General features: G+C 70.1%; 17 protein-coding genes and 1 pseudogene. 3 read left to right on the top strand and 15 right to left on the bottom strand.

The annotated features are described in order from the left end of the window. Positions 1–2: 2 nt before the first annotated feature. Positions 3–929, bottom strand: a complete 927-nt coding sequence (locus QRY02_RS01660) for a carbohydrate ABC transporter permease (protein WP_285989718.1) — start codon at positions 927–929, stop codon at positions 3–5. After that, positions 929–2,209, bottom strand: a complete 1,281-nt coding sequence (locus QRY02_RS01655) for an ABC transporter substrate-binding protein (RefSeq protein ID WP_285989717.1) — start codon at positions 2,207–2,209, stop codon at positions 929–931. The genes QRY02_RS01660 and QRY02_RS01655 overlap by 1 nt, the downstream gene beginning before the upstream one ends. A 160-nt stretch (positions 2,210–2,369) precedes the next feature. Here QRY02_RS01655 and QRY02_RS01650 point away from each other — a divergent pair, with 160 nt between their 5' ends. Then, on the top strand, positions 2,370–3,419 hold the full coding sequence (locus tag QRY02_RS01650; protein WP_285989716.1) for a LacI family DNA-binding transcriptional regulator: 1,050 nt from the start codon (positions 2,370–2,372) through the stop codon (positions 3,417–3,419). A gap of 83 nt (positions 3,420–3,502) precedes the next feature. Here QRY02_RS01650 and QRY02_RS01645 read toward each other — a convergent pair whose 3' ends face one another. The 3 genes from QRY02_RS01645 to QRY02_RS01635 all read right to left on the bottom strand — a co-directional run bounded on the left by QRY02_RS01645 (position 3,503) and on the right by QRY02_RS01635 (position 7,009). After that, positions 3,503–4,609 (bottom strand): FAD-dependent oxidoreductase, encoded by a 1,107-nt coding sequence (locus QRY02_RS01645; RefSeq protein ID WP_285989715.1) that lies wholly within the window; start codon positions 4,607–4,609, stop codon positions 3,503–3,505. A gap of 64 nt (positions 4,610–4,673) precedes the next feature. Beyond that, entirely contained in the window at positions 4,674–5,651 is a 978-nt protein-coding gene (locus QRY02_RS01640; protein ID WP_285989714.1) for a ferritin-like domain-containing protein, read from the bottom strand. Positions 5,652–5,767: 116 nt separating this feature from the next. Continuing rightward, a complete protein-coding gene (locus QRY02_RS01635; RefSeq protein WP_285989713.1) occupies positions 5,768–7,009 on the bottom strand; it encodes an aspartate aminotransferase type Ic in 1,242 nt (413 codons plus the stop codon). A 63-nt stretch (positions 7,010–7,072) separates the two neighbouring features. Here QRY02_RS01635 and QRY02_RS01630 point away from each other — a divergent pair, with 63 nt between their 5' ends. Next, positions 7,073–7,552, top strand: a complete 480-nt coding sequence (locus QRY02_RS01630; RefSeq protein WP_285989712.1) for a hypothetical protein — start codon at positions 7,073–7,075, stop codon at positions 7,550–7,552. A 2-nt stretch (positions 7,553–7,554) separates the two neighbouring features. Beyond that, entirely contained in the window at positions 7,555–8,667 is a 1,113-nt protein-coding gene (locus tag QRY02_RS01625; RefSeq protein ID WP_285989711.1) for a DUF4037 domain-containing protein, read from the top strand. Positions 8,668–8,672: 5 nt separating this feature from the next. On the opposite strand, the gene QRY02_RS01620 is transcribed toward QRY02_RS01625, so the two are convergent. From QRY02_RS01620 to QRY02_RS01575, 10 genes and pseudogenes are all read right to left on the bottom strand, one after another. Further along, the gene (locus QRY02_RS01620; RefSeq protein ID WP_285989710.1) at positions 8,673–9,155 is read right to left on the bottom strand and encodes a hypothetical protein; all 483 of its coding nucleotides are present in this window, start codon (positions 9,153–9,155) and stop codon (positions 8,673–8,675) included. After that, complete coding sequence (locus QRY02_RS01615; RefSeq protein WP_285989709.1) at positions 9,152–9,640, bottom strand: Rv1363c family protein; 489 nt, start codon at positions 9,638–9,640, stop codon at positions 9,152–9,154. Before QRY02_RS01615 ends, QRY02_RS01620 begins: the two co-directional genes overlap by 4 nt. Next, positions 9,637–10,858: pseudogene (locus QRY02_RS01610) on the bottom strand (MCE family protein). Before QRY02_RS01610 ends, QRY02_RS01615 begins: the two are co-directional and overlap by 4 nt. Beyond that, positions 10,855–12,018 (bottom strand): MCE family protein, encoded by a 1,164-nt coding sequence (locus QRY02_RS01605; protein WP_285989708.1) that lies wholly within the window; start codon positions 12,016–12,018, stop codon positions 10,855–10,857. Before QRY02_RS01605 ends, QRY02_RS01610 begins: the two are co-directional and overlap by 4 nt. Beyond that, positions 12,015–13,208, bottom strand: coding sequence for an MCE family protein (locus QRY02_RS01600; protein ID WP_285989707.1), 1,194 nt, complete (start codon positions 13,206–13,208; stop codon positions 12,015–12,017). Before QRY02_RS01600 ends, QRY02_RS01605 begins: the two co-directional genes overlap by 4 nt. Then, positions 13,205–14,236, bottom strand: a complete 1,032-nt coding sequence (locus QRY02_RS01595) for an MCE family protein (RefSeq protein WP_285989706.1) — start codon at positions 14,234–14,236, stop codon at positions 13,205–13,207. The genes QRY02_RS01600 and QRY02_RS01595 overlap by 4 nt, the downstream gene beginning before the upstream one ends. Next, positions 14,233–15,270, bottom strand: coding sequence for an MCE family protein (locus tag QRY02_RS01590; protein WP_285989705.1), 1,038 nt, complete (start codon positions 15,268–15,270; stop codon positions 14,233–14,235). The genes QRY02_RS01595 and QRY02_RS01590 overlap by 4 nt, the downstream gene beginning before the upstream one ends. Next, complete coding sequence (locus QRY02_RS01585; RefSeq protein WP_285989704.1) at positions 15,267–16,601, bottom strand: MCE family protein; 1,335 nt, start codon at positions 16,599–16,601, stop codon at positions 15,267–15,269. Before QRY02_RS01585 ends, QRY02_RS01590 begins: the two co-directional genes overlap by 4 nt. Continuing rightward, positions 16,598–17,446: an MlaE family ABC transporter permease gene (locus tag QRY02_RS01580; protein ID WP_285989703.1), complete on the bottom strand. Its 849-nt coding sequence runs from the start codon at positions 17,444–17,446 to the stop codon at positions 16,598–16,600. The genes QRY02_RS01585 and QRY02_RS01580 overlap by 4 nt, the downstream gene beginning before the upstream one ends. Beyond that, positions 17,446–18,234 (bottom strand): MlaE family ABC transporter permease, encoded by a 789-nt coding sequence (locus QRY02_RS01575; protein ID WP_013224299.1) that lies wholly within the window; start codon positions 18,232–18,234, stop codon positions 17,446–17,448. The genes QRY02_RS01580 and QRY02_RS01575 overlap by 1 nt, the downstream gene beginning before the upstream one ends. Positions 18,235–18,250 lie beyond the last annotated feature (16 nt).

The raw sequence follows: 18,250 nt of genomic DNA, 5'->3' as shown, positions 1-18,250 counted from the left end.
CCTCAGTCCGTTTGGATGCGCCGGGTCACCAGGTACGACAGCCCCGCGACGAGCATCGTGGCCACGGCCAGGATCAGCGCGATCGCCGAGCTGTAGCCGAAGTCGTACTTGGTGAAGCCCTGTTCGTAGAGGTAGAGCGCGGCGGTCTGGAACTGCCGGTCCGACCCGCCGGTGGCGGCCGCGGCGCCGGGGTTGAACAGCAGCGGCTCGGCGAGCAGCCGCATGTTCCCGGTGGTCGCGATCACCGTGGAGAAGATGATCTGCGGCCGCAGCAGCGGCACGGTGATCCGCCAGAACTGCTGCCACCCCTTGGCGCCGTCGAGGGTGGCGGCCTCGTACATGCTCGACGGGATCGCCTGCATCGACGCCAGGAAGATCAGGGCGTGGTAGCCGGTCCAGCGCCACACCACCATCGACGCGATGGCGGTGTGCGAGCTGGCCGTGCCGGCCTGCCAGTCGACCTGCCCGGCGCCGAACCAGCTCAGCACCCAGTTGATCAGCCCGAAGTCCCGGCCGAACAGCTGCGCGAAGATGATCGTCACCGCCGCCACCGAGGTGATGTTGGGCAGGATCATCCCCATCCGGAACATCGTCCGCCCGCGCAGCCGCCGGTTGAGCAGGTGCGCGATGCCGAGCGCGAACAGGATCTGCGGGATCGTGGTCAGCAGCCACAGGCTGACCGTGTTCCCCATCGCGTTCCAGAAGTACGGGTCGTGGAAGAGCAGCTGCTCGTAGTTGCCGAACCCGATGAACTGCGCGCCCTCGGCGTCGATCAGGTTCCGCTTCTGCAGCGACACGAACGCCGTGTACAGCAGCGGGAAGAGCCCGAAGACGCCGAAGATCAGGAAGTACGGGCTGATGAAGCCGAACGGCGACAGCTTGACGTCCCACTTCTGCCGCCGTTCGGCGAAGGTCAGCGGTCGCGCCATCACTTGATCTTCGCGACGTCACCGACCAGCTGCTGCCACGCCGCCGCGCCGTCCTGCTTGCCCTGCTCGACGCGCTGCATCGCGTTGCCGAACTCGGTCTGCACGTCGCCGGCCTTCGGGCCCTGGTACTGCGGGTTCAGCTTCTTCGCCGCGTCGGTGAACACCTTGCCCACGGGCGCGCCCGAGAAGAACGGGTTCGTGTAGCCGGTGATCTTCGGGTCGTCGTAGAGCGACGGCGCCGACGGCAGCAGGCCCTTGCTGGTGAAGACCTTCGCCTGCTGCTCGGGCGCGGTGAGCCAGGCGGCCAGCTCGGCGGCTTCCTTGGTGTGCTTGCCCTGCTTCGGCACGGTCAGGTACGAGCCGCCCCAGTTGCCGCCGCCACCCGGCACGGCCGCGACGTCCCACTTGCCCGCGGTGTCCGGGGCCTGGTCCTTGATCTTGGTCATCATCCACGCCGGACAGGTGACGGTCGCGAACTGGCCCTGCGTGAAGCCGGTGTTCCACTGCGGCGTGCTGTAGAGCAGGCCCGCGCTCAGGTTCGCCTTGACCGCGTCGGCGACGAGGTCCCAGCCCTGGCGCAGCGCCGGGTTGCTGCCCACGACGATCTGGTCGTTTTGGTCGTAGTACCCGACCGGCGCCTGACCGACGATCGCGTTGAGCACGGTCGGGCCGCCGTCCATGAACTTGACGCCGTTGGGCGCCTGGGCCTGGAAGCGCTTGCCGGTCTCGAAGAACGCCTGCCAGGTCGGCCAGAGCGCGGACACGGCGTCCCGGTCCTCGGGCAGCCCGGCGGTCTTGAACATGTCACGGCGGTAGCAGATGGCCAGGCCGCCGACGTCGGTGCCGTAGCCGATCTGCTGCCCGCCCTTGGCCAGCGACGCGGCCCACTTCCAGCCGAGCCAGCGGTCCTTGAGCTTGTCGCCGCCGACGGTGTTGAGGTCCACGAACTTGTCCGGCGTCGCCTTGAACTGGGCGACGTACCCGGTGTCGATGGCCTCGACGTCCGCGGCGCCGGCACCGGTGGCCAGATGCGCGGCGAGGTTCTTGTGGTGGTCGGAGTAGGCGGCGGTCCGCTCGGTGATCTCGATGTCCGGGTGCGCCGCCTGGTACTCCTTGATCAGGTCGGTGTAGCCGAAGTTGCCGAACAGGCCGAGGCTCAGCTTGACCTTGCCGCCGGCGGCACCGCTGTCCCCGCAGGCGCTCAGCGCGGTGAGCGCGACCAGGGTGGCACCCACCCCCGCGAGCAAGCGGATCCGGCGGTTTCTCGTTTTCGGGCGCATGAGATCTCCGTTGTTCTGCGGGCCGGTCGGAAAACGCGGGTCCCATGAGAGCGCTCCCAGCACGGCGCCGTCAAGTAACGAAATAATAACGTACCTCGGCATTTACGCAGTCCGAGGTCGTGTGCTACAGATGTAACCGGTTACAAGAACGGAGAACGCCATGGTCACCGCGCGCGAGGTCGCACAGCTCTGCGGGGTTTCCGTCGCCACCGTGTCGCGGGTGTTCAACCGCCCCGCCACGGTCAGCGCGACGACGCGCGAGCGCGTCGAACGCGTGGCGCGGGAGCTCGATTTCTCGCCGAACGAGTCGGCGCGCGCGCTGTCGCGGCAGCAGTCGGCGATGGTCGGGCTGGTCTGGGACACCGATCACCGGCGGCCCGGCTGGCGGCACCCGTTCCTGCAGGACCTGTTGCTGGGCCTCAAATCCGCGTTGAGCTCACACGGCTACCACCTGCTGATGCTCGCGACGAGCGACGACGCCCGCGACCGCAACCCGGGCGTGTCGCTGGCCGACCCGGTCGGCTACGTGAGCATGACCCGCCGGCACCACCTGGCCGGGCTGGTGCTCATCGACAGCGGGACGGACGCCGACGCGTTCACCGCGTTCGCCCAGTCCGGGTTGCCGTGCGTCGCACTCGACGTCGCCCTGTCCGGACCGCGGGCCACCCACGTGACCTCGGACAACGCGGGCGGCGCGGCGGAAGCGGTCCGGCACCTGGCCGCCCTCGGGCACCGCCGGATCGCGACGATCACCGGCCCCCGCGGCAACGCGCCGGCCACGGCACGCACCGAGGGGTACCGGCGCGGGCTGGCCGACGCGGGGCTGCCGGTGTCGGAGGATCTCGTGATCGGCGGCGACTTCTACCGCGAGAGCGGCTTCGTCGGCATGCGGCGGCTGCTGGCCCGCAAGGAGCCGCCGACGGCGGTGTTCGCGGCCAGCGACGAGATGGCGGTCGGCGCGCTGCTGGCGGCCCGCGCGGCCGGGCTGCGCGTGCCGGCGGACCTGGCCGTGGTGGGGTTCGACGACATCGAGGTGGCGTCCCTGGTCGACCCGGCGCTGACGACGGTGGCCCAGGACAAGCCGGGCTTCGGCACGGCGGCGGCCGGCGCGCTGCTGGCGATGCTCGAGAACGCGACGGCACCGGAACCGGTGCTGCTGCCGACGAAACTGGTGGTCCGCGACTCCTGCGGCTCCCGCCCGCCGCGCTGATTCCGCTCGTGGCCCTGGATGCGTTCAACGCACCGAAGGCCACCTCGGGCGCGTCCAATGGCGCGCTCGAAGCCGGGCGCGCGCTAGGCGGTGATCTTCGCTTCCCAGTCGATGTGGTGCGAGTACAGCCAGCCGCTTTCTTCGCCGACGTCCTGGCCCGCGCTCGCCGCCACCAGCTTCTCCACCCGCTCGCGCCGCCGCGCCTCGTACGCGGCGAACGCCGACGCCGGGTCCGGGAGGTCGCGCAGGCACTGCGCCAGGACGACGCTGTCCTCCAGCGCCATCGACGCGCCCTGGCCGGCGGCCGGGGACGCGGCGTGGGCGGCGTCCCCGGTGAGGACCATCTCGCGTGTCGACCACACCCGCGTCTCCGGGACGTCGTAGGAGTGGCCGCCGAAGACCTCGTCGCCGGTGGCGGCGATGATTTCCGCGCAGGGCAACGGGTCGCCGTCGAACGCCGCGTGCGCGAACTCGCGCCAGGCCGCCGGGGTGACCGCGGCGATCTCCTCGCGGGGCCGCTCGGCGTCCGGGACGCGGGCGAACCAGAAGGTCGCTCCGGCCGGGTCCGTGGTGAACCCGAAGGCCGCCCGGCTGCCGCGGATCATCCGGTAGATCCCCGGCGCCGCGGGCAGCCCGCCCGCGCGCGTGTAGCCGTACACGACGGTCAGCCCGGTGTAGCGGGGCTCGTCGGCGGCCGGGTCGATCAGCCGCCGGACGACCGAACGCACCCCGTCCGCGCCGACGAGGACGTCGCCGGTCGCGGTGGTGCCGTCGGTGAACTCCGCCGTGACGCCGCCGGCGCCCGGCGTCGCGCGCACCAGCCGGTGACCACGCTCCAGCGGGACACCGCGGCGCGCGGCCTCGTCCTGCAGGACGCCGTAGAGCGTCGCTCGGGTCAGGGTGCGCGGCTTGTCGAGACCTTCGGTGTCGAACTCGCGCCGCCCGACGGTCTCCCCCGTCGGGGCGACGAGCTCCACACCGTAGGCGGCGAAGGACGCGTCGATCACGGGCCCGTCGGCGCCGATGGCGCGCAGGGCGTCCATGCCGTTGTGCATGATCGTGAGGAACGCGCCGATGTCGTCCCCACCCGCGGGGTAGGCCTCGAACACGACGGGCTCGTGCCCGGCGAGCTTCAGCGCCATCGCCGTGACCGTGCCGGCGATCCCGCCACCCGCGACCAGTACCCGCACTTCGCGCCCCCTCGACTCCGCGTGCCGCCGTCGTCGACGTTACCGTGACGGCGGCACGCGGTGCCTACTTCTCCTTCGCACCACTGGTGGCGATGTCGCCGTTCAGGCCGCGCGGGTAGAAGCCACCCGAGGACACCTTGTCCGGGTTCAGGTAGGCGATGTTGAGCACGCGCTCGGCGGAGCGCCCGAACGCGATGCCGTTGGCGTCGGCCGGGACGAGGTTCGCCTTGCCGTCCTTGATGACGCCTTCGTCGTCGTCGGCCTTGCCGTCGAGACTGTCACGGGCGTCGGACATCTTGTTGGTGATGTCGCCGAGGCCGCGCTCGAACAACGCCGACCGCACGATGCCCGCGTGGTACGCCTCGACCGCGAGGATGCCCGCCGCCGCGTCGAGGAACGTCTTGTTGTTCACCAGCGGCGCCGCGCCCTTGTAGGCCGACACGCCGACGTCCTCGAACAGGTAGGCGGCGAGCAGGAAGTTGTTCTCGCTGCCGAACGGGTCGAACGTCTGGCCCTGCTTGATCACCCCCGCGGCCTGCATGGCCGCGGTGAAGCTGTTCTGGAAGTCGATTTCCGGCTGCGCGACGGCCGCCTTGTCGAGCGCCTTGCGCAGGAAGGCCACGTGCGCGACCTCGTCGCCGGCGATCTCCTGGACGATCTGCTTGGCGTGTTCGCTCTTGAACTGCACCGCGTGCCCGCCGGAGACCTTGCCGAGGTTGCCGACCCCGTTGACGTACTTCTCGTTCAGCCCGTAGCCGTAGACGGCGAACGAGTACAGGTTCGCCTCGAGGTACTCGAGGTTCAGCGCGAAGTTCAGCACGGCGGCATCGCTCGCCGCCTCCTTGCCCTTGTCACCTCCCTGCGCACCGTACTGCTGCGTGGCACCAGCCGAGCCGAGGCCCAGCGACAGCGCCGTGCCGAGCGCACCGGCACCCGCGACGCCGAGCCCCGCCGCTCCCGCAGCCTTGAGGAAGCGGCGGCGGTCGGTCGCGTTCTCCGCGCTGCGCTCGATCAGCTGCTCTGTGTAGCGTTTTCCGAACACCGGGGGACGTCCTCTCGTGACGAGTTCGTCCACCTCACCCACCGGTCATACGTACCCCGGCGCCCCCCGGCTCGGTCAAAACGGGAAAAATTTTGATCGACTTCGGTTTTCCCAGGTCAGCCGCGTTGGGCCACGGCGAGCCGGACGCACACCGCCAGCGCGCGGACGGCCTCTTCGACCTCGGCGAGCTTCGGGAAGGTCGGCGCGATCCGGATCACGGCGTCGTCCGGGTCGTTGCCGTGCGGGTGGGTCGCCCCGGCGGGGGTCAGCGCGACACCGGCCTCCTTGGCCAGCCGCACGACCTCCTTCGCGGTGCCCTGGGGGACGGTCAGCGTGATGAAGTACCCGCCGGTCGGCTTGGTCCACGACGCGAGGTCCGCCAGCTCCTCGGTGAGGATGCGGTCGACGGCCGCGAACTTGGGGCCGATGATCTCGGCGTGCTTGCGCATGTGGGCGCGCACGCCGTCTTCGTCCTTCAGGAAGTGCGCGTGCCGCAGCTGGTTGACCTTGTCCGGGCCGATGGTGCGCTTGCCGGTGTTGCCGGTCCACCAGGCGAGGTTGGCCTCGGACGCGCCGAAGAAGCCGACGCCGGCCCCGGCGAGGGTGATCTTCGAGGTGGAGCCGAAGACGAAGACGCGGTCGGCGTGGCCGGCCTCGGTGGCCAGGGCCAGCAGGTCGGCCAGCTCCGGCTCGTCGTCGGTGAGGTGGTGCACGGCGTAGGCGTTGTCCCAGAAGATCCGGAAGTCCGGCGCCGCGGTGCGCATGGTGGCGAGCCGCTTCACCACGTCGTCACTGAACGTGACACCGGTGGGGTTGCTGTACTTGGGGACGCACCAGATGCCCTTGACGCTCGCGTCCTCGGCGACCAGCGTCTCGACGACGTCCATGTCGGGGCCCTCGTCAGTCATCGCGACTCCGACGAGCTCGATGCCGAAGCGCTGGGTGAGCGCGAAGTGGCGGTCGTAGCCCGGGACCGGGGCGAGGAACTTGACCTGCGGCTCGTCGGCCCAGCGGCGCTCGGCGCCGGGCAGCTTGCTCAGCAGGGCCTGGACGACGGCGTCGTGCATCAGCTCGAGGCTCGAGTTGCCGGCGGCGAGCAGCTGCCCGGCGGGCACCTGCAGCGCGGGGGCGAAGATGCGGCGCAGCTCCGGCAGGCCGTTGAGGCCGCCGTAGTTGCGGACGTCGGTGCCGTCCTCGGCCTTGAAGGTGCCGTCGCCCGGGAGGCCGAGCAGCGCGTTCGAGAGATCGAGCTGTTCGGGGGACGGCTTGCCGCGGGTGATGTCCAGGGAGAGGCCTCGGCCGACCAGGGCCGCGTAGTCGCTGCGGGCCGTGTCGACGTCGACGGAAGCAGTGGTCATGGCCTCAACGCTAAACCCGCCGTCGATACCATTTCGGGGCGGGTCCTGGCTAGGGTGGTTCGTGTGCAACTCGTCGTCCACGCCGACCAGCGCCAGTTCTCGGTGCGGGACTCCCGCTCCCGGTTGACGGGCAGCGGGTGGACTCCGGTCGCGGTGGAATGTCACCGGATCGGGGTGGAGCCCGGCGGGCTCGCGATCGCCACGGCGCGGTCCGACCTGGTGGAGTCTTCGGTGACGCTGGCGCCCTCGCCGCCGGTCTTGGCGGCCGACGCCGAGCACGTGGTGGAAGCGGACCTTCCGGTTCCGAGCGGCCGGCTGGTCATTTCCGGGCCGTCCGACTACCCGTCGCAGGAGAAGTACTTTTCGGTGCTGCCGGGGCTTTACCGGGCGCGGGTTTCGTACGTGCCGGCCGGGCCGCCGGCGGTCGACTGGAACGACCACGAGTACGGGGAGCACTACCGGTACGTGGTGGAGCTGTGGCCGGTGACCGAGCGGTCCGATGTGGAGGTTCTCCGCCAGGGCGCGACGGTGTGGGACGGTTGAGGATGTCCCGCGACTCGTTCGTCCCCGGCCTGGAACTGTCCCGCCGCTTCTACCACGAGGCGGTCCGGCCGGTGCTCGACGCGCGCTTCGGGGAGCTGCCCCACACGGCCGCGCGGATCGGCACCGGTTCGGAGGTCCTCGGCTTCGACACCGCTCGATCCGCCGATCACGAATGGGGACCGCGCCTGCAGCTGTTCCTGAGCCGCGACGACAGCGAGCGGTACGCCCAGGACGTCGTCTCGGCGCTGAGCGACGAGCTGCCCAAGACGTTCTACGGCTACCCCACCAACTTCGGGCCCACCGGGAACGAGCACGTGCGCCACATGGTGGTCACCGACGGACCGGTCTTCCACCGCGTCGACGTCACCAGCCTCGACGCCTGGCTGCCCCGGCACCTGGGATTCGATCCACGCCAGGCCATCACCACGCTCGACTGGCTCGCGACCCCCACCCAGGCCCTCGCCGAGCTCACCGCCGGCGCGGTCTTCCACGACCGAACCGGTGAACTCACCACGGTTCGCTCCCACCTCGGCTGGTACCCGGAGCAGGTCTGGCGCTACCTCCTGGCCTGCCAGTGGCAGCGGCTCTCCCAGGAAGAGGCGTTCGTCGGACGGTGCGGAGAAGTCGGCGACGAACTCGGCTCGGCCGTCGTCGCCGCCCGCCTGGTCCGCGACCTCATGCGCCTGAGCCTGCTGATGCACCGCCGTTACCCGCCCTACGGCAAATGGCTCGGCAGCGCCTTCGCCCGGCTTCCCTTCGCGGCCACCGTTTCCCCGGCATTGACCGCGGCACTCGCGGCCACCACCTGGCCCGAACGGGAAGACCACCTCGCGACGGCCTACACGGCCGTCGCCGAGCTGCACAACCGGCTCGGGCTGACCGAGCCGCTCGATCCCGCCACCCGCCCCTACCACGACCGGCCGTTCCAGGTCCTGCACGCGGACCGGTTCAGCCAGGCGCTCCTCGGCACGTTGACCGACCCGGCCCTTCGCGCGTTGCCGCGCACCGGGGCGGTCGACCAATTCTCCGACAACACCGATCTGCTCGGCGACCGCGCGGCGGCTCGCAGGGTCACCGCCGCACTGGCTCCCCCGGGTTCCGAGCCCGGCACCTGAGCGGATCAGAGCGCCGTCAGGGTCGCCAGTTTCCAGCGGCCGTCCACCCGCTTCGCGGTCACCGCCAGCTGGGCCACCGAGGACGTCGGCGCTCCGCCACCTTGAGCCACCGTCTGCTGGTCCAGGAACAACAACAGCGATGCGTCGTCGCCCCGCAACGACCGGACCCCGATCGCCCGGACCGTTGTCGTGCGGGTCAGCTTCTCCGCCGTCGCGCGGGTTCGGGCCGAAGCGAACTGGGCCTGGTACTGCCGGACCGCGTCGCCCGTCAGGACGTCCGAAGCCGCCCGCTCCGTGCGGGGGAGGTTCGCGTAGTCGTACGAAAACACCGCCTTCACCGCGTCACTGACCTGGGACGAAACGTCAGAGGTGGCCGAGAGGTCCACCAAAGCCTGATTGTCGCCCGGGGACAGCGATGCCGCTTCGATGCCGAACCACGCCGTGCAGCCCAGGGCGAGGGCCACCACCAGAACCAGCACCCGGGTCATGAGCCCGCCGCCTGGACCCCGGCGATCTTCCAGCCGTCCGGGGACCGGGACACGTCCACCGTCAGCCGGTTCAAGCGCGGTGCGGCGGGGGCGCCGCCCGTCGACACGCGGACGTCCAGTACCGCCAAGAGCCGCGCGGCTCCGCGAGAAGGATCGATCTCCGTCACCGCCGCTTGGACCAAGGACGCCGTGGACACCGTGCGAGCCGTGGCGGCCCGGTCGATCTGCAGCTGGCGGTCGCCCGCCAGGTCCTTTCCGTACTGCCCCGTCGTCGCCGCGATCCAGCGGTCCACGTCCGCCGCCGCCGTACGGTAGTCGATCGTGTTCAACGTGACCAGCTGGGGACCCGCCGTGGCCAGCACCGCGTCGCGCTCACGGCCACGGGCGAACGAATCGTCGGCCGCCGCGCGCCACCAGGACCAGCCCGAGAACGCGGCCGCCAAGACCGACAAGACCGCCAAAACAACCAGGAGACGCAGCTTCACGGCGCGCCCAGCAACCGGCCCAGCCCGCCCGCCGACGGCCCGGTGAGCAGGCTCAGCATCCCGGGCAGCTGCTGAGGAGCCGACGCGGCCTGCTGTTGCGGCGCGGCCGGGATCGCGGGCGGTTTCCCCGCGTACGGCGCGTTCTGCGCCCCGCGCACCCCGGTCGGGCTGCCCGGCGGCTCGGCGCAGTAAGCGTTGACGTTGACCGGTGCTTCGGACTCGTCGTTCGCCGGACGCTGCTTCGTCCCCTCGTACCCCTTCGTGCACGAAGCCGGGTCGAAGAAGTTGAACACCACGCCCAAGTGACCCGTGCCGTCCGGGGACGTCGACGGCGAGAACGCCGAAATGATCGGGTACGCGACCAGCAGCTCCTCGATCGAGTCCTTCCGGGACGTCGTGATCTGCGCCGTGGTCAGCAGGTTGGCGAACAGCACCCCCAGATCGGTACCGGACGCGGCGAGCACGTCGCTGATCTGCCGGCTCAGCTGCGGTGCCTGCGCGATCACCCGCCGCAGGTCCGGATCGGACTTCTTGAGCTGCCCGGCGATCGTCTTCAAACCGGCAGCGAAGTCGGTGATGTTCGCCGCCTGGCGCTCCTGGGTGCCGAGCACGATCCGCGAGTTCGCCAGCAGCCCCTGCGTCTGCGGCACGTACTGCGCGGCCACCGCCGTCAACGACCCCGTGCTGTCCAGGAGCTGCTGCAGTTCCGGCCCCGCGCCCGCGAACGCGTTGTACGTCTCGTCGACGACCGTCCGCAGCGAATCCGGGTGCACGCTGGCGACGAGGTCGTCGAGGTGGGTGAGCACGGTGTCCGGCGACGGCGGCAGCGACGTCTTGTCCGCCGTGATCACCGAGCCGTCCGCCAGGAACGGGCCGCCGTTGTGTTGCGGCAGCAGGTCCACGAACTGCTCCCCCACCGCCGACCGGTTCGCCACCTGCGCGTGCGCGTCGGCCGGGATGTCCGGGGCGCCGGAGTCGATGTCGAGGGCGACGTCGACGCCGTGCTCGGTGAGCGTCATCGACGTCACCCGCCCGACCGTGACCCCGCGGTAGGCGACCTCGGAGTTGACGAAGATGCCGCCGGAGTCGGTCAGCTGCGCGGTGACGACGTAACCGCGGTTGCCGAAGAGCCGGTCCAGCCCGGCCGCCGGCGTAGACGACCGAAACCACCGCGATGACGACGAACGCGAACAGCTGGATCCGGATCTTGCGGGTCACCGGCCGCCCCCGATCAGGCCGAGGAGCCCGCCCAGGAGGCCGGGGCCGGCCGCCGGCGGGACCGAACCCAGGTCGGGCAGCGGCAGCGGCGGCGCGACCGGGGTCTGCTGCCCGCCGATCCCCTGCGGCAGGGCGATCGGCGGCTGCGACGAGTTCGTGAAGTTCGAGATCAGCGTGTCGAGGTCGAGGTTCACGTTCGCCTCGACGTTCGCGTAGTCGCCCTTGATCACGTTGCCCGCGTAGTCCGGGAACGGGTAGGTGAGCAGGATCTGCAGCGCGTTCGGCAGGTTCTGGCCGGCCTCGCCGAGCTTGGCCAGCGTCGGCTGCAGGGCCTTGAGGTTCGCGACGAGCTGGTCGCGGCTCTTCGTCACGGTGTCCACCGCGACCCCCGACAGCGTGTTCAGCGCGTTCAGCATGCCCACGAGCTGGTCGCGCTGGTCGGTGACGACCTTCAGGCCCGGTGCGAGGTTGTCCAGCGCGTTCGTCAGGTTCTGCGTCTGCCCGGTCAAGGTGTGCGACAGCTTCGCGAGGCCGTCGATCGCGCGGAGGATCTCGGTCTTGTGCCCGTCGAGCTGCGTCGCGAGTTCGTCCACTCGGGACAGCAGCGCGCGGATCTCCGGCTCGTTGCCCGACAGAGCGTCGTTGAGCTCGTGGCTGATCTTCTGGATCTGCTCGACGCCGCCGCCGTTGAGCAGCAGCGAAAGCGCGCCGAGCACCTCCTCGACCTCGGGGTTGCGGTTGGTGCGCCCGAGCGGGATCTGCCCGCCGTCGGCGAGCTTCCCCGACGCCGGCTCGGCCGTGGGCACGCTCAGCTCGACGAACTTCTCGCCCAGGAGACTCGACTGCTTCAGCTCGGCGCGGGCGTTGGCGGGCAGCGCGATGTCGCCGTTGACCGTCATCGACACCAGCGCCGACCGCGTGTCCGGCGTCAGCGTGATCTTGTCGACGCGCCCGACCGCGACGTCGTTGACCTTGATGCTGGACTGGGGCACCAGGTCGAGCACGTCGGTGAACAGCGCGGTGACGTGGTACGGGTGGTCGCCGACGTCGGCGCCGCCCGGCAGCGGCGTGCCGTAGAGGCCGTTGAACCCGCCGTCGCTGCAGCCGGCCAGCACGAGCACCCCGGCGAGCGCGCCGGCGATCCGACGGCGCCCCTTCACTTCGCACCCCCCGAGAGCTGCTGCATCACGTCGACGAGCGGGAGCGGCAACGGTGGGAGTTCGCCGTTCTGCAGGGAGTTGAGCACCTGCGGGATCGTCGGCAGCTTCAGCGCGCCGTCGAGGATCGGGGCCAGCTGCTTGCAGATGTTCCCCAGGGTGTCGGGGATTTCCTTCGGCGTGCCCGCGCTGATGAGCCGGCACACGGTGAGGATCGGCGGGTTGGTCAGCTCGTTGAGGTTGTCGCGGACGGCGATGGTGCCCGACGCCGCGTCGTAGGAGTTGATGAAGTTCGTGGCTCCGGTCGGCGCGATGTCGAGCACCTCGGCGAGCGCGGCGCGCTGGTCGACCAGCACCTTCGACAACGACGCCAGCTTGTCCACATTGGATTCCAGGGCCGTCTTGTTGTCGTTGACGAACTGCTGGACGTCGCCGAGCGCGCCGCCGAGGGACTGCAGCGCGGCCCCGACGTCGTTCGAATCGGCGGCGAGGAACCGGCTGACGTCGGCGACGCGGCCGTAGAACTCGTTGAGCTGCTGGTCGCTCTGCGCCAGGGCGCCGGTGAAGGAGTTCAGGTTCTGCACGGTCGAGAACAGGTCGTCCTTCGAGCCGTCGAGGGTCTTGGCGAGCTCGGCCAGCTGCCCGACGGTCGAGTTCAGCGAAGCACCGTTGCCCTTCAGCGTGTTCGCGGCGGTGTCGAGCACGCCGGACAGCGCGCCATCGGAGTTGGCGCCGTTCGGGCCCAGCGCCGTCGACAGCTTGTCGAGGCTCGAGTACAGATCGTCCAGCTCGACCGGAGTGGCCGTCCGGTCCTTCGCGAGCACGGTGCCCGAAGCGAGGACAGGTCCGCTGTCGTAGGCCGGGGTCAGCTGGACGTACCGGTCGCTGACCAGGCTCGGCGCGACGACGACGGCACCGACGCCGGCCGGCAGCGGCACGTCGTCGACCCGCATGTCCACGCGGACCGCGTCACCCTCGGGCGTGACATCGGTGACCTCGCCGACCGGCACGCCGAGCACCCGCACCGACGAACCGGCGTACAGCCCGACGGTCTTGCCGAAGTACGCGGAAAGCTTGGTGCCGTTCGAAGACCGGAACACCAGGTAGAGCCCGGCGGTGACGATCAGCGCGAGGATGCAGGCGAACGCCAGCCAGGTCACCAGGCTGCGGCCGCGGGACGTGTGGATGGTCATCGGCGGCCCACCCCCTGGTTCGGCGCCGCGATCGGCGGGGTGCAGCCTTCGGGGTTGATGTGCAGCCCGCCCACGGTGATCGTCGGCGGCAGCAGCCCGCACAGGTAGCCCTCGAACCAGCGGCCGTTGCCGGTGGCGTTCGCGCCGACGCGGGCGAACGGCGCCATCAGCTGCAGGCTCTTGTCGAGGTTGCCCTGGTTGCGCTGCAGGATGTCGGTCACCTTCCCGAGCTTCTCCAGCGTCGGCTTGAGCTGCTCGCGGTTGTCCTGGACGAGCCCGGTGAGCTGGGCCGACAGCTGCTGCGTCCCGACGAGCAGCGCATTTATCGCTTTTTTGCGGTTCTGCAGCTCGGTGAGCAGCAGGTTGCCGTCGCTGATCACGCGCTGCAGCTGGGCGTTGCGGTCGGACAGCGTCTTCGAGACCTGGCTCGTGTTGGCCAGCAACGTGTGCAGATCACCGTCGCGTGAGGACACGGTCTTCGCCAGCGACGACAGCCCGTTCAGCGTGTCCTTGAGGTACTGCGGGCTGTCCTTGAGGCTGTCGGACAACGCGTTGAAGCTGTCGGCGAGCTGTTTCGTGTCGATGTCCCCGACCGTCGTCGACAGCTGCTCGAAGGCGTCCTGCAGCTGGAACGGCGTGCGCGTGCGGGCCTGCGGGATGGTGTCGTCCGGCTCCTGCGCGCCGCCGCCCTTCGGGTCGAGGGCGAGATACTTCTCCCCCAGCAGCGTCTTGATCTCGATGGACGCCGTCGTCGCGTCGCCGACCCGGACGTCCTTGACGCGGAACTTGACCAGGACCTGCTTGCCCGCGAGTTTCACCGACGACACCGTGCCGACCTTGACGCCGGCGACCTCGACCTCGTTGTCCGCCGCCAGCCCGGCGGACTCGCCGAAGTACGCCGAATACGTGGTGCCGTTGCCGAAGAACGGCAGCTGGTCGGAGAAGTACGTGGTGGCCGTGACGAGCACGATCAGCACGAGCGCGACCGCGCCGACCATGGCCTGGTTGCGTTCCTTCAGCGGCTTCACGGACCACACCTCTCCGCGCGCTGGGTGCCGGGGATCGGGATGATCGGCAGGGTGATGTCGAGCGAGGAAATGCCGATGGTGCCGGTGATCCCGCACAGGTAGTAGTTGAACCAGCTGCCGTAGCTCAACGTCCGGGTGAACTTCTGCAGGTTGCCCGGCAACACCTCGAGGAGGTGGTTGAGCAGCTCGCCGGAGTCGCCGAGGTTCTGCGACAGCACGCCGAGCTGAGCCACGTCGTCTTTCAACGCCGGGCGGGCGTCGGCCAAGAGCCCGGTGGTCGACACGGCGAGGTCGCCGAGCGCGCCGACCGCGTCGCCGATCGGCTTGCGCTGCTCGGCCAGCCCGCTGACCAGCTTCTGCGTCTGCTCGATGAGGTCGCCGAGCTGCGAGCCGTGGGCGTTGACCGTGCCGAGCACGGTGTTGAGGTTCGCGATGACCTGGCCTATCACCTGGTCCTTGCTCGCGATCGCCGTCGTCAGGGATGCGGTGTGCTGCAGCAGGCTGGTGATCGTGCCGCCCTCGCCCTGGAAGACGCTGATGATCTCGGCCGACAGCTGATTGACATCCTTCGGGCTCAGCGCCTTGAACAGCGGCTTGAAGCCGTTGAACAGCACAGTCAGGTTCAACGCGGGTTTCGTGCGCTCCGGCGGGATCGTGCCGCCTTCGGGCAGCGCCTTGTCCCCGGGGACGTCGGTGCCGAGCGCGAGGTAGCGCTGGCCGACCAGGTTGCGGTACTTGATCGTCGCGGTCACCGTCTCCGGCAGCCGGTAGGCGTGCTCGACGTCGAACCGCACCTCGGCGAGGTTCCGCTCCCCCTCGACCACTTCGATCGTGTCGACCTGGCCGACCTTGACGCCGGCGATGCGGACGTCGTCGCCTTCCTTGAGCCCGGACGCGTCAGTGAACTTCGCGAGATACCCCGACGTCTCGCCGAAGTTCGTGTTCGCGATCGTGGCCGCGAGGATCCCGGTGAACAGCACGGTGACGACGGCGAACACCGCGAGTTTGATCAGGGACGGGACGAAACTCCTCACTTCAGCTCCACCTCCGCCCCGCGGTAGAGCGGCCCGACGAGCAGGCCGGCCCAGCCGGGCACGTTCCCGGGCGAAGTGCCGAGCGCGGGTGACGCGAGCAGGTCGATCAGGTCGTTCTCGTAGGCCGAGCCGACGATCGTGCCGTCCCCGCCGACGGCCCCGCCGCCCGCGGTGATCGGGCCGGGCAGCTTCTCGGGCGGGTTCTTCGGCGGCGCCGGCTTGCTGGAGCCGTCCTTGATGGCGCCGTCGGGCGGGTACTGCGGCCAGACTCCGGGCTTCGGCACGGTCGGGTAGCAGCGCGGGCCGCGCTTGTCCTCGTACTTCGGTTCGTCGACGCCGGGGAGGTACTTGCCGCGGCTGGCGGCGAACTCGATGGTCACCCGGCTGACCTCGGGGTGCGCGGTGCCCTTGCCGAACGCCAGCTCCGCCCGCGGCACCGACTCGGCGAGCTGCCGCATCAGGCACGGGTACTCGGGCGCGTACTTCGCGAGGACATCCAGCGTCGGCTGGATCGCGGTGGTGAGCCGGATCAGGTTGTCCTCGTTGACCTGGAGGAAGTTCGTGAGATCGACCGAAGCCGCGGTGACCGTGGCGTAGAGGTCGGCCAGCTGCGCGCGCTGGTCGACGATCGTCCGGCTCGTGGTCGTCAGGTCGGAAAGGGCCTGCAGCAGGTCCGGCGCCGCCTTGTCGTAGGTGTTCGCGACGTTGGCGAGCCCGGTGATGTCGGCCTTGACGTCGGGCAGCGACGGGTTGAGCTTGCCGAGGTAGTCCGACAGCCCGGCCAGGGTCTCGCCGAGCTGCTTGCCGCGGCCGTCGAGCGCAGTCGCCACCGCGGTGAGCGTGCTCGACAGCTTCTCCGGCTGGACGGCCTGCAGCAGCGGCATCACGTCGTCGAGGACCTTCTGCAGCTCGATCGCGGCGCTGCTGCGGTCCTGCGGGATGACGTCGCCCGCCTTGATCGGGCGTTCCTTCTTCTCCGGCAGCTGCAGGGCGACGTACCGCTCGCCGAAGAGCGTCTTCGGCAGCAGCCGTGCGGACACGTTCGCCGGGATGACGGCCGTCTTGTCCGGGTCGAGGGCCAGCTCCAGCTCGGCGTGGTCGCCCTTCGCCAGCACCGACCGGACCTCGCCGACGAGCATGCCGCGGACCTTGACGTCGCCGCCGGTGCGCAGCTGGCTGCCGACGCGGTCGGTCTCGAGCTTCACCAGCGTCACCGGCGTGAACGCCTTGTTGTAGACGGCGAGGGTGAGCGCGATGAACAGGGCGGCGACGAGCAGGAAGACGAGCCCCAGCACCTGGTACCGGAGCCGCTGCCAGAGCTCGCGCCTCATCCCGAAATCCTCACCGTGGTGTTCGCGCCCCAGATCGCCAGGGACAGGAAGAAGTCCAGCACCGAGATCAGCACGATCGACGTCCGCACCGCGCGGCCGACCGCGATGCCGACGCCGGCCGGGCCGCCGCCGGCGTTGAAGCCGTAGTAGCAATGGGACAGGATCACGAGCACGCTGAACACGATCACCTTCCCGAACGACCAGAGGACGTCGCCGGGTGGCAAGAAGAGCGTGAAGTAGTGGTCGTAGGTGCCCGCGGACTGGCCGTAGAGCCAGATGGTGATCTGCCGCGACGCGAGGTAGCTCGAGAGCAGGCCGACCGCGTACAGCGGGATCACCGCGGCGACCCCGGCGAGCACGCGGGTCGTCACCAGGTACGGCATGCTCGGCACGCCCATGACTTCCAGCGCGTCGATCTCCTCGGAGATCCGCATCGCGCCGAGCTGGGCGGTGAAGCCGCAGCCGACGGTCGCCGACAGCGCCAGCCCGGCCGACAGGGGCGCGACTTCGCGGGTGTTGAAGTAGGCGGAGATGAACCCGGTGAGCGCGGCCGTGCCGAGCTGGTTCAGTGCCGAGTAGCCCTGCAGGCCGACGATGAGCCCGGTGAACAGCGTCATCCCGATCATCACGCCGAGCGTGCCGCCGATGACCGCGAGGCCGCCGGTGCCGAAGCAGACCTCGGTGAGCAGCCGCAGCGTCTCCCGGCTGTAGCGGCGGATGGTGCGCGGCGACCAGGCGAGCGCCTTCGCGGCGAACGCCAGCTGCTTGCCGAGCCCCTCCAGGCTCTGGCCCGGGCGCGCGATGTACTCGAGCGTCCGGTCGGCGTCCAGGGGTTCGGCGGTCATCACATCGCCTTCGGCGGGACGATCCGCAGGTAGATCGCGGTGAGCACGACGTTGATCAGGAACAGCAGCAGGAACGTGATCACGACGGCCTGGTTGACGGCGTCGCCGACGCCCTTCGGGCCGCCCGCCGGGTTCAGCCCGCGGAACGCGGCGACGACCCCGGCGACGAAGCCGTACAGCAGCGCCTTGATCTCGCTGACCCAGAGGTCCGGCACCTGGGCGAGGGCGTTGAAGCTGGCCAGGTACGCGCCGGGCGTGCCGCCCTGCAGGACGACGTTGAAGAAGTAGCCGCCGAGGACGCCGACCACACTGACCAAGCCGTTCAGCAGCACCGAAACGACCATCGCGGCGAGCACCCGCGGCACGATGAGCCGCTGGATCGGGTTGACGCCGAGGACTTCCATGGCGTCGATCTCTTCGCGGATCTTGCGCGCGCCGATGTCCGCGCAGACGGCGCTGCCGCCGGCGCCCGCGACGAGCAGCGCGGTGATCAGCGGGCTGGCCTGCTGCACGATGGCCAGGGCGCTGGCCGCGCCGGTGAACGACTGGGCGCCGATCTGCGCGGTGAGCGAGCCGAGCTGCAGCGCGATCACCGCGCCGAACGGGATGGCGACCAGGGCCGTCGGGAGGATCGTGACGCTGGCGAAGAACCAGCACTGCTGGATCCACTCGCGGGCCTGGAAGGGTCGCTTGAAGATCGCGCGCAGGACTTCCCAGGAGAGCGTCGCGAGCCGGCCGACCTGGGTCAGGGCCGCGGTTCCCGGGAGCGTGCCAGTGCCTCCGCTCACCACACCTCCCAGTAAG

This window comes from Amycolatopsis sp. DG1A-15b (assembly GCF_030285645.1).
Taxonomy (GTDB): Bacteria; Actinomycetota; Actinomycetes; order Mycobacteriales; family Pseudonocardiaceae; genus Amycolatopsis.
This window is presented reverse-complemented; position numbering and strand designations above follow the sequence as displayed.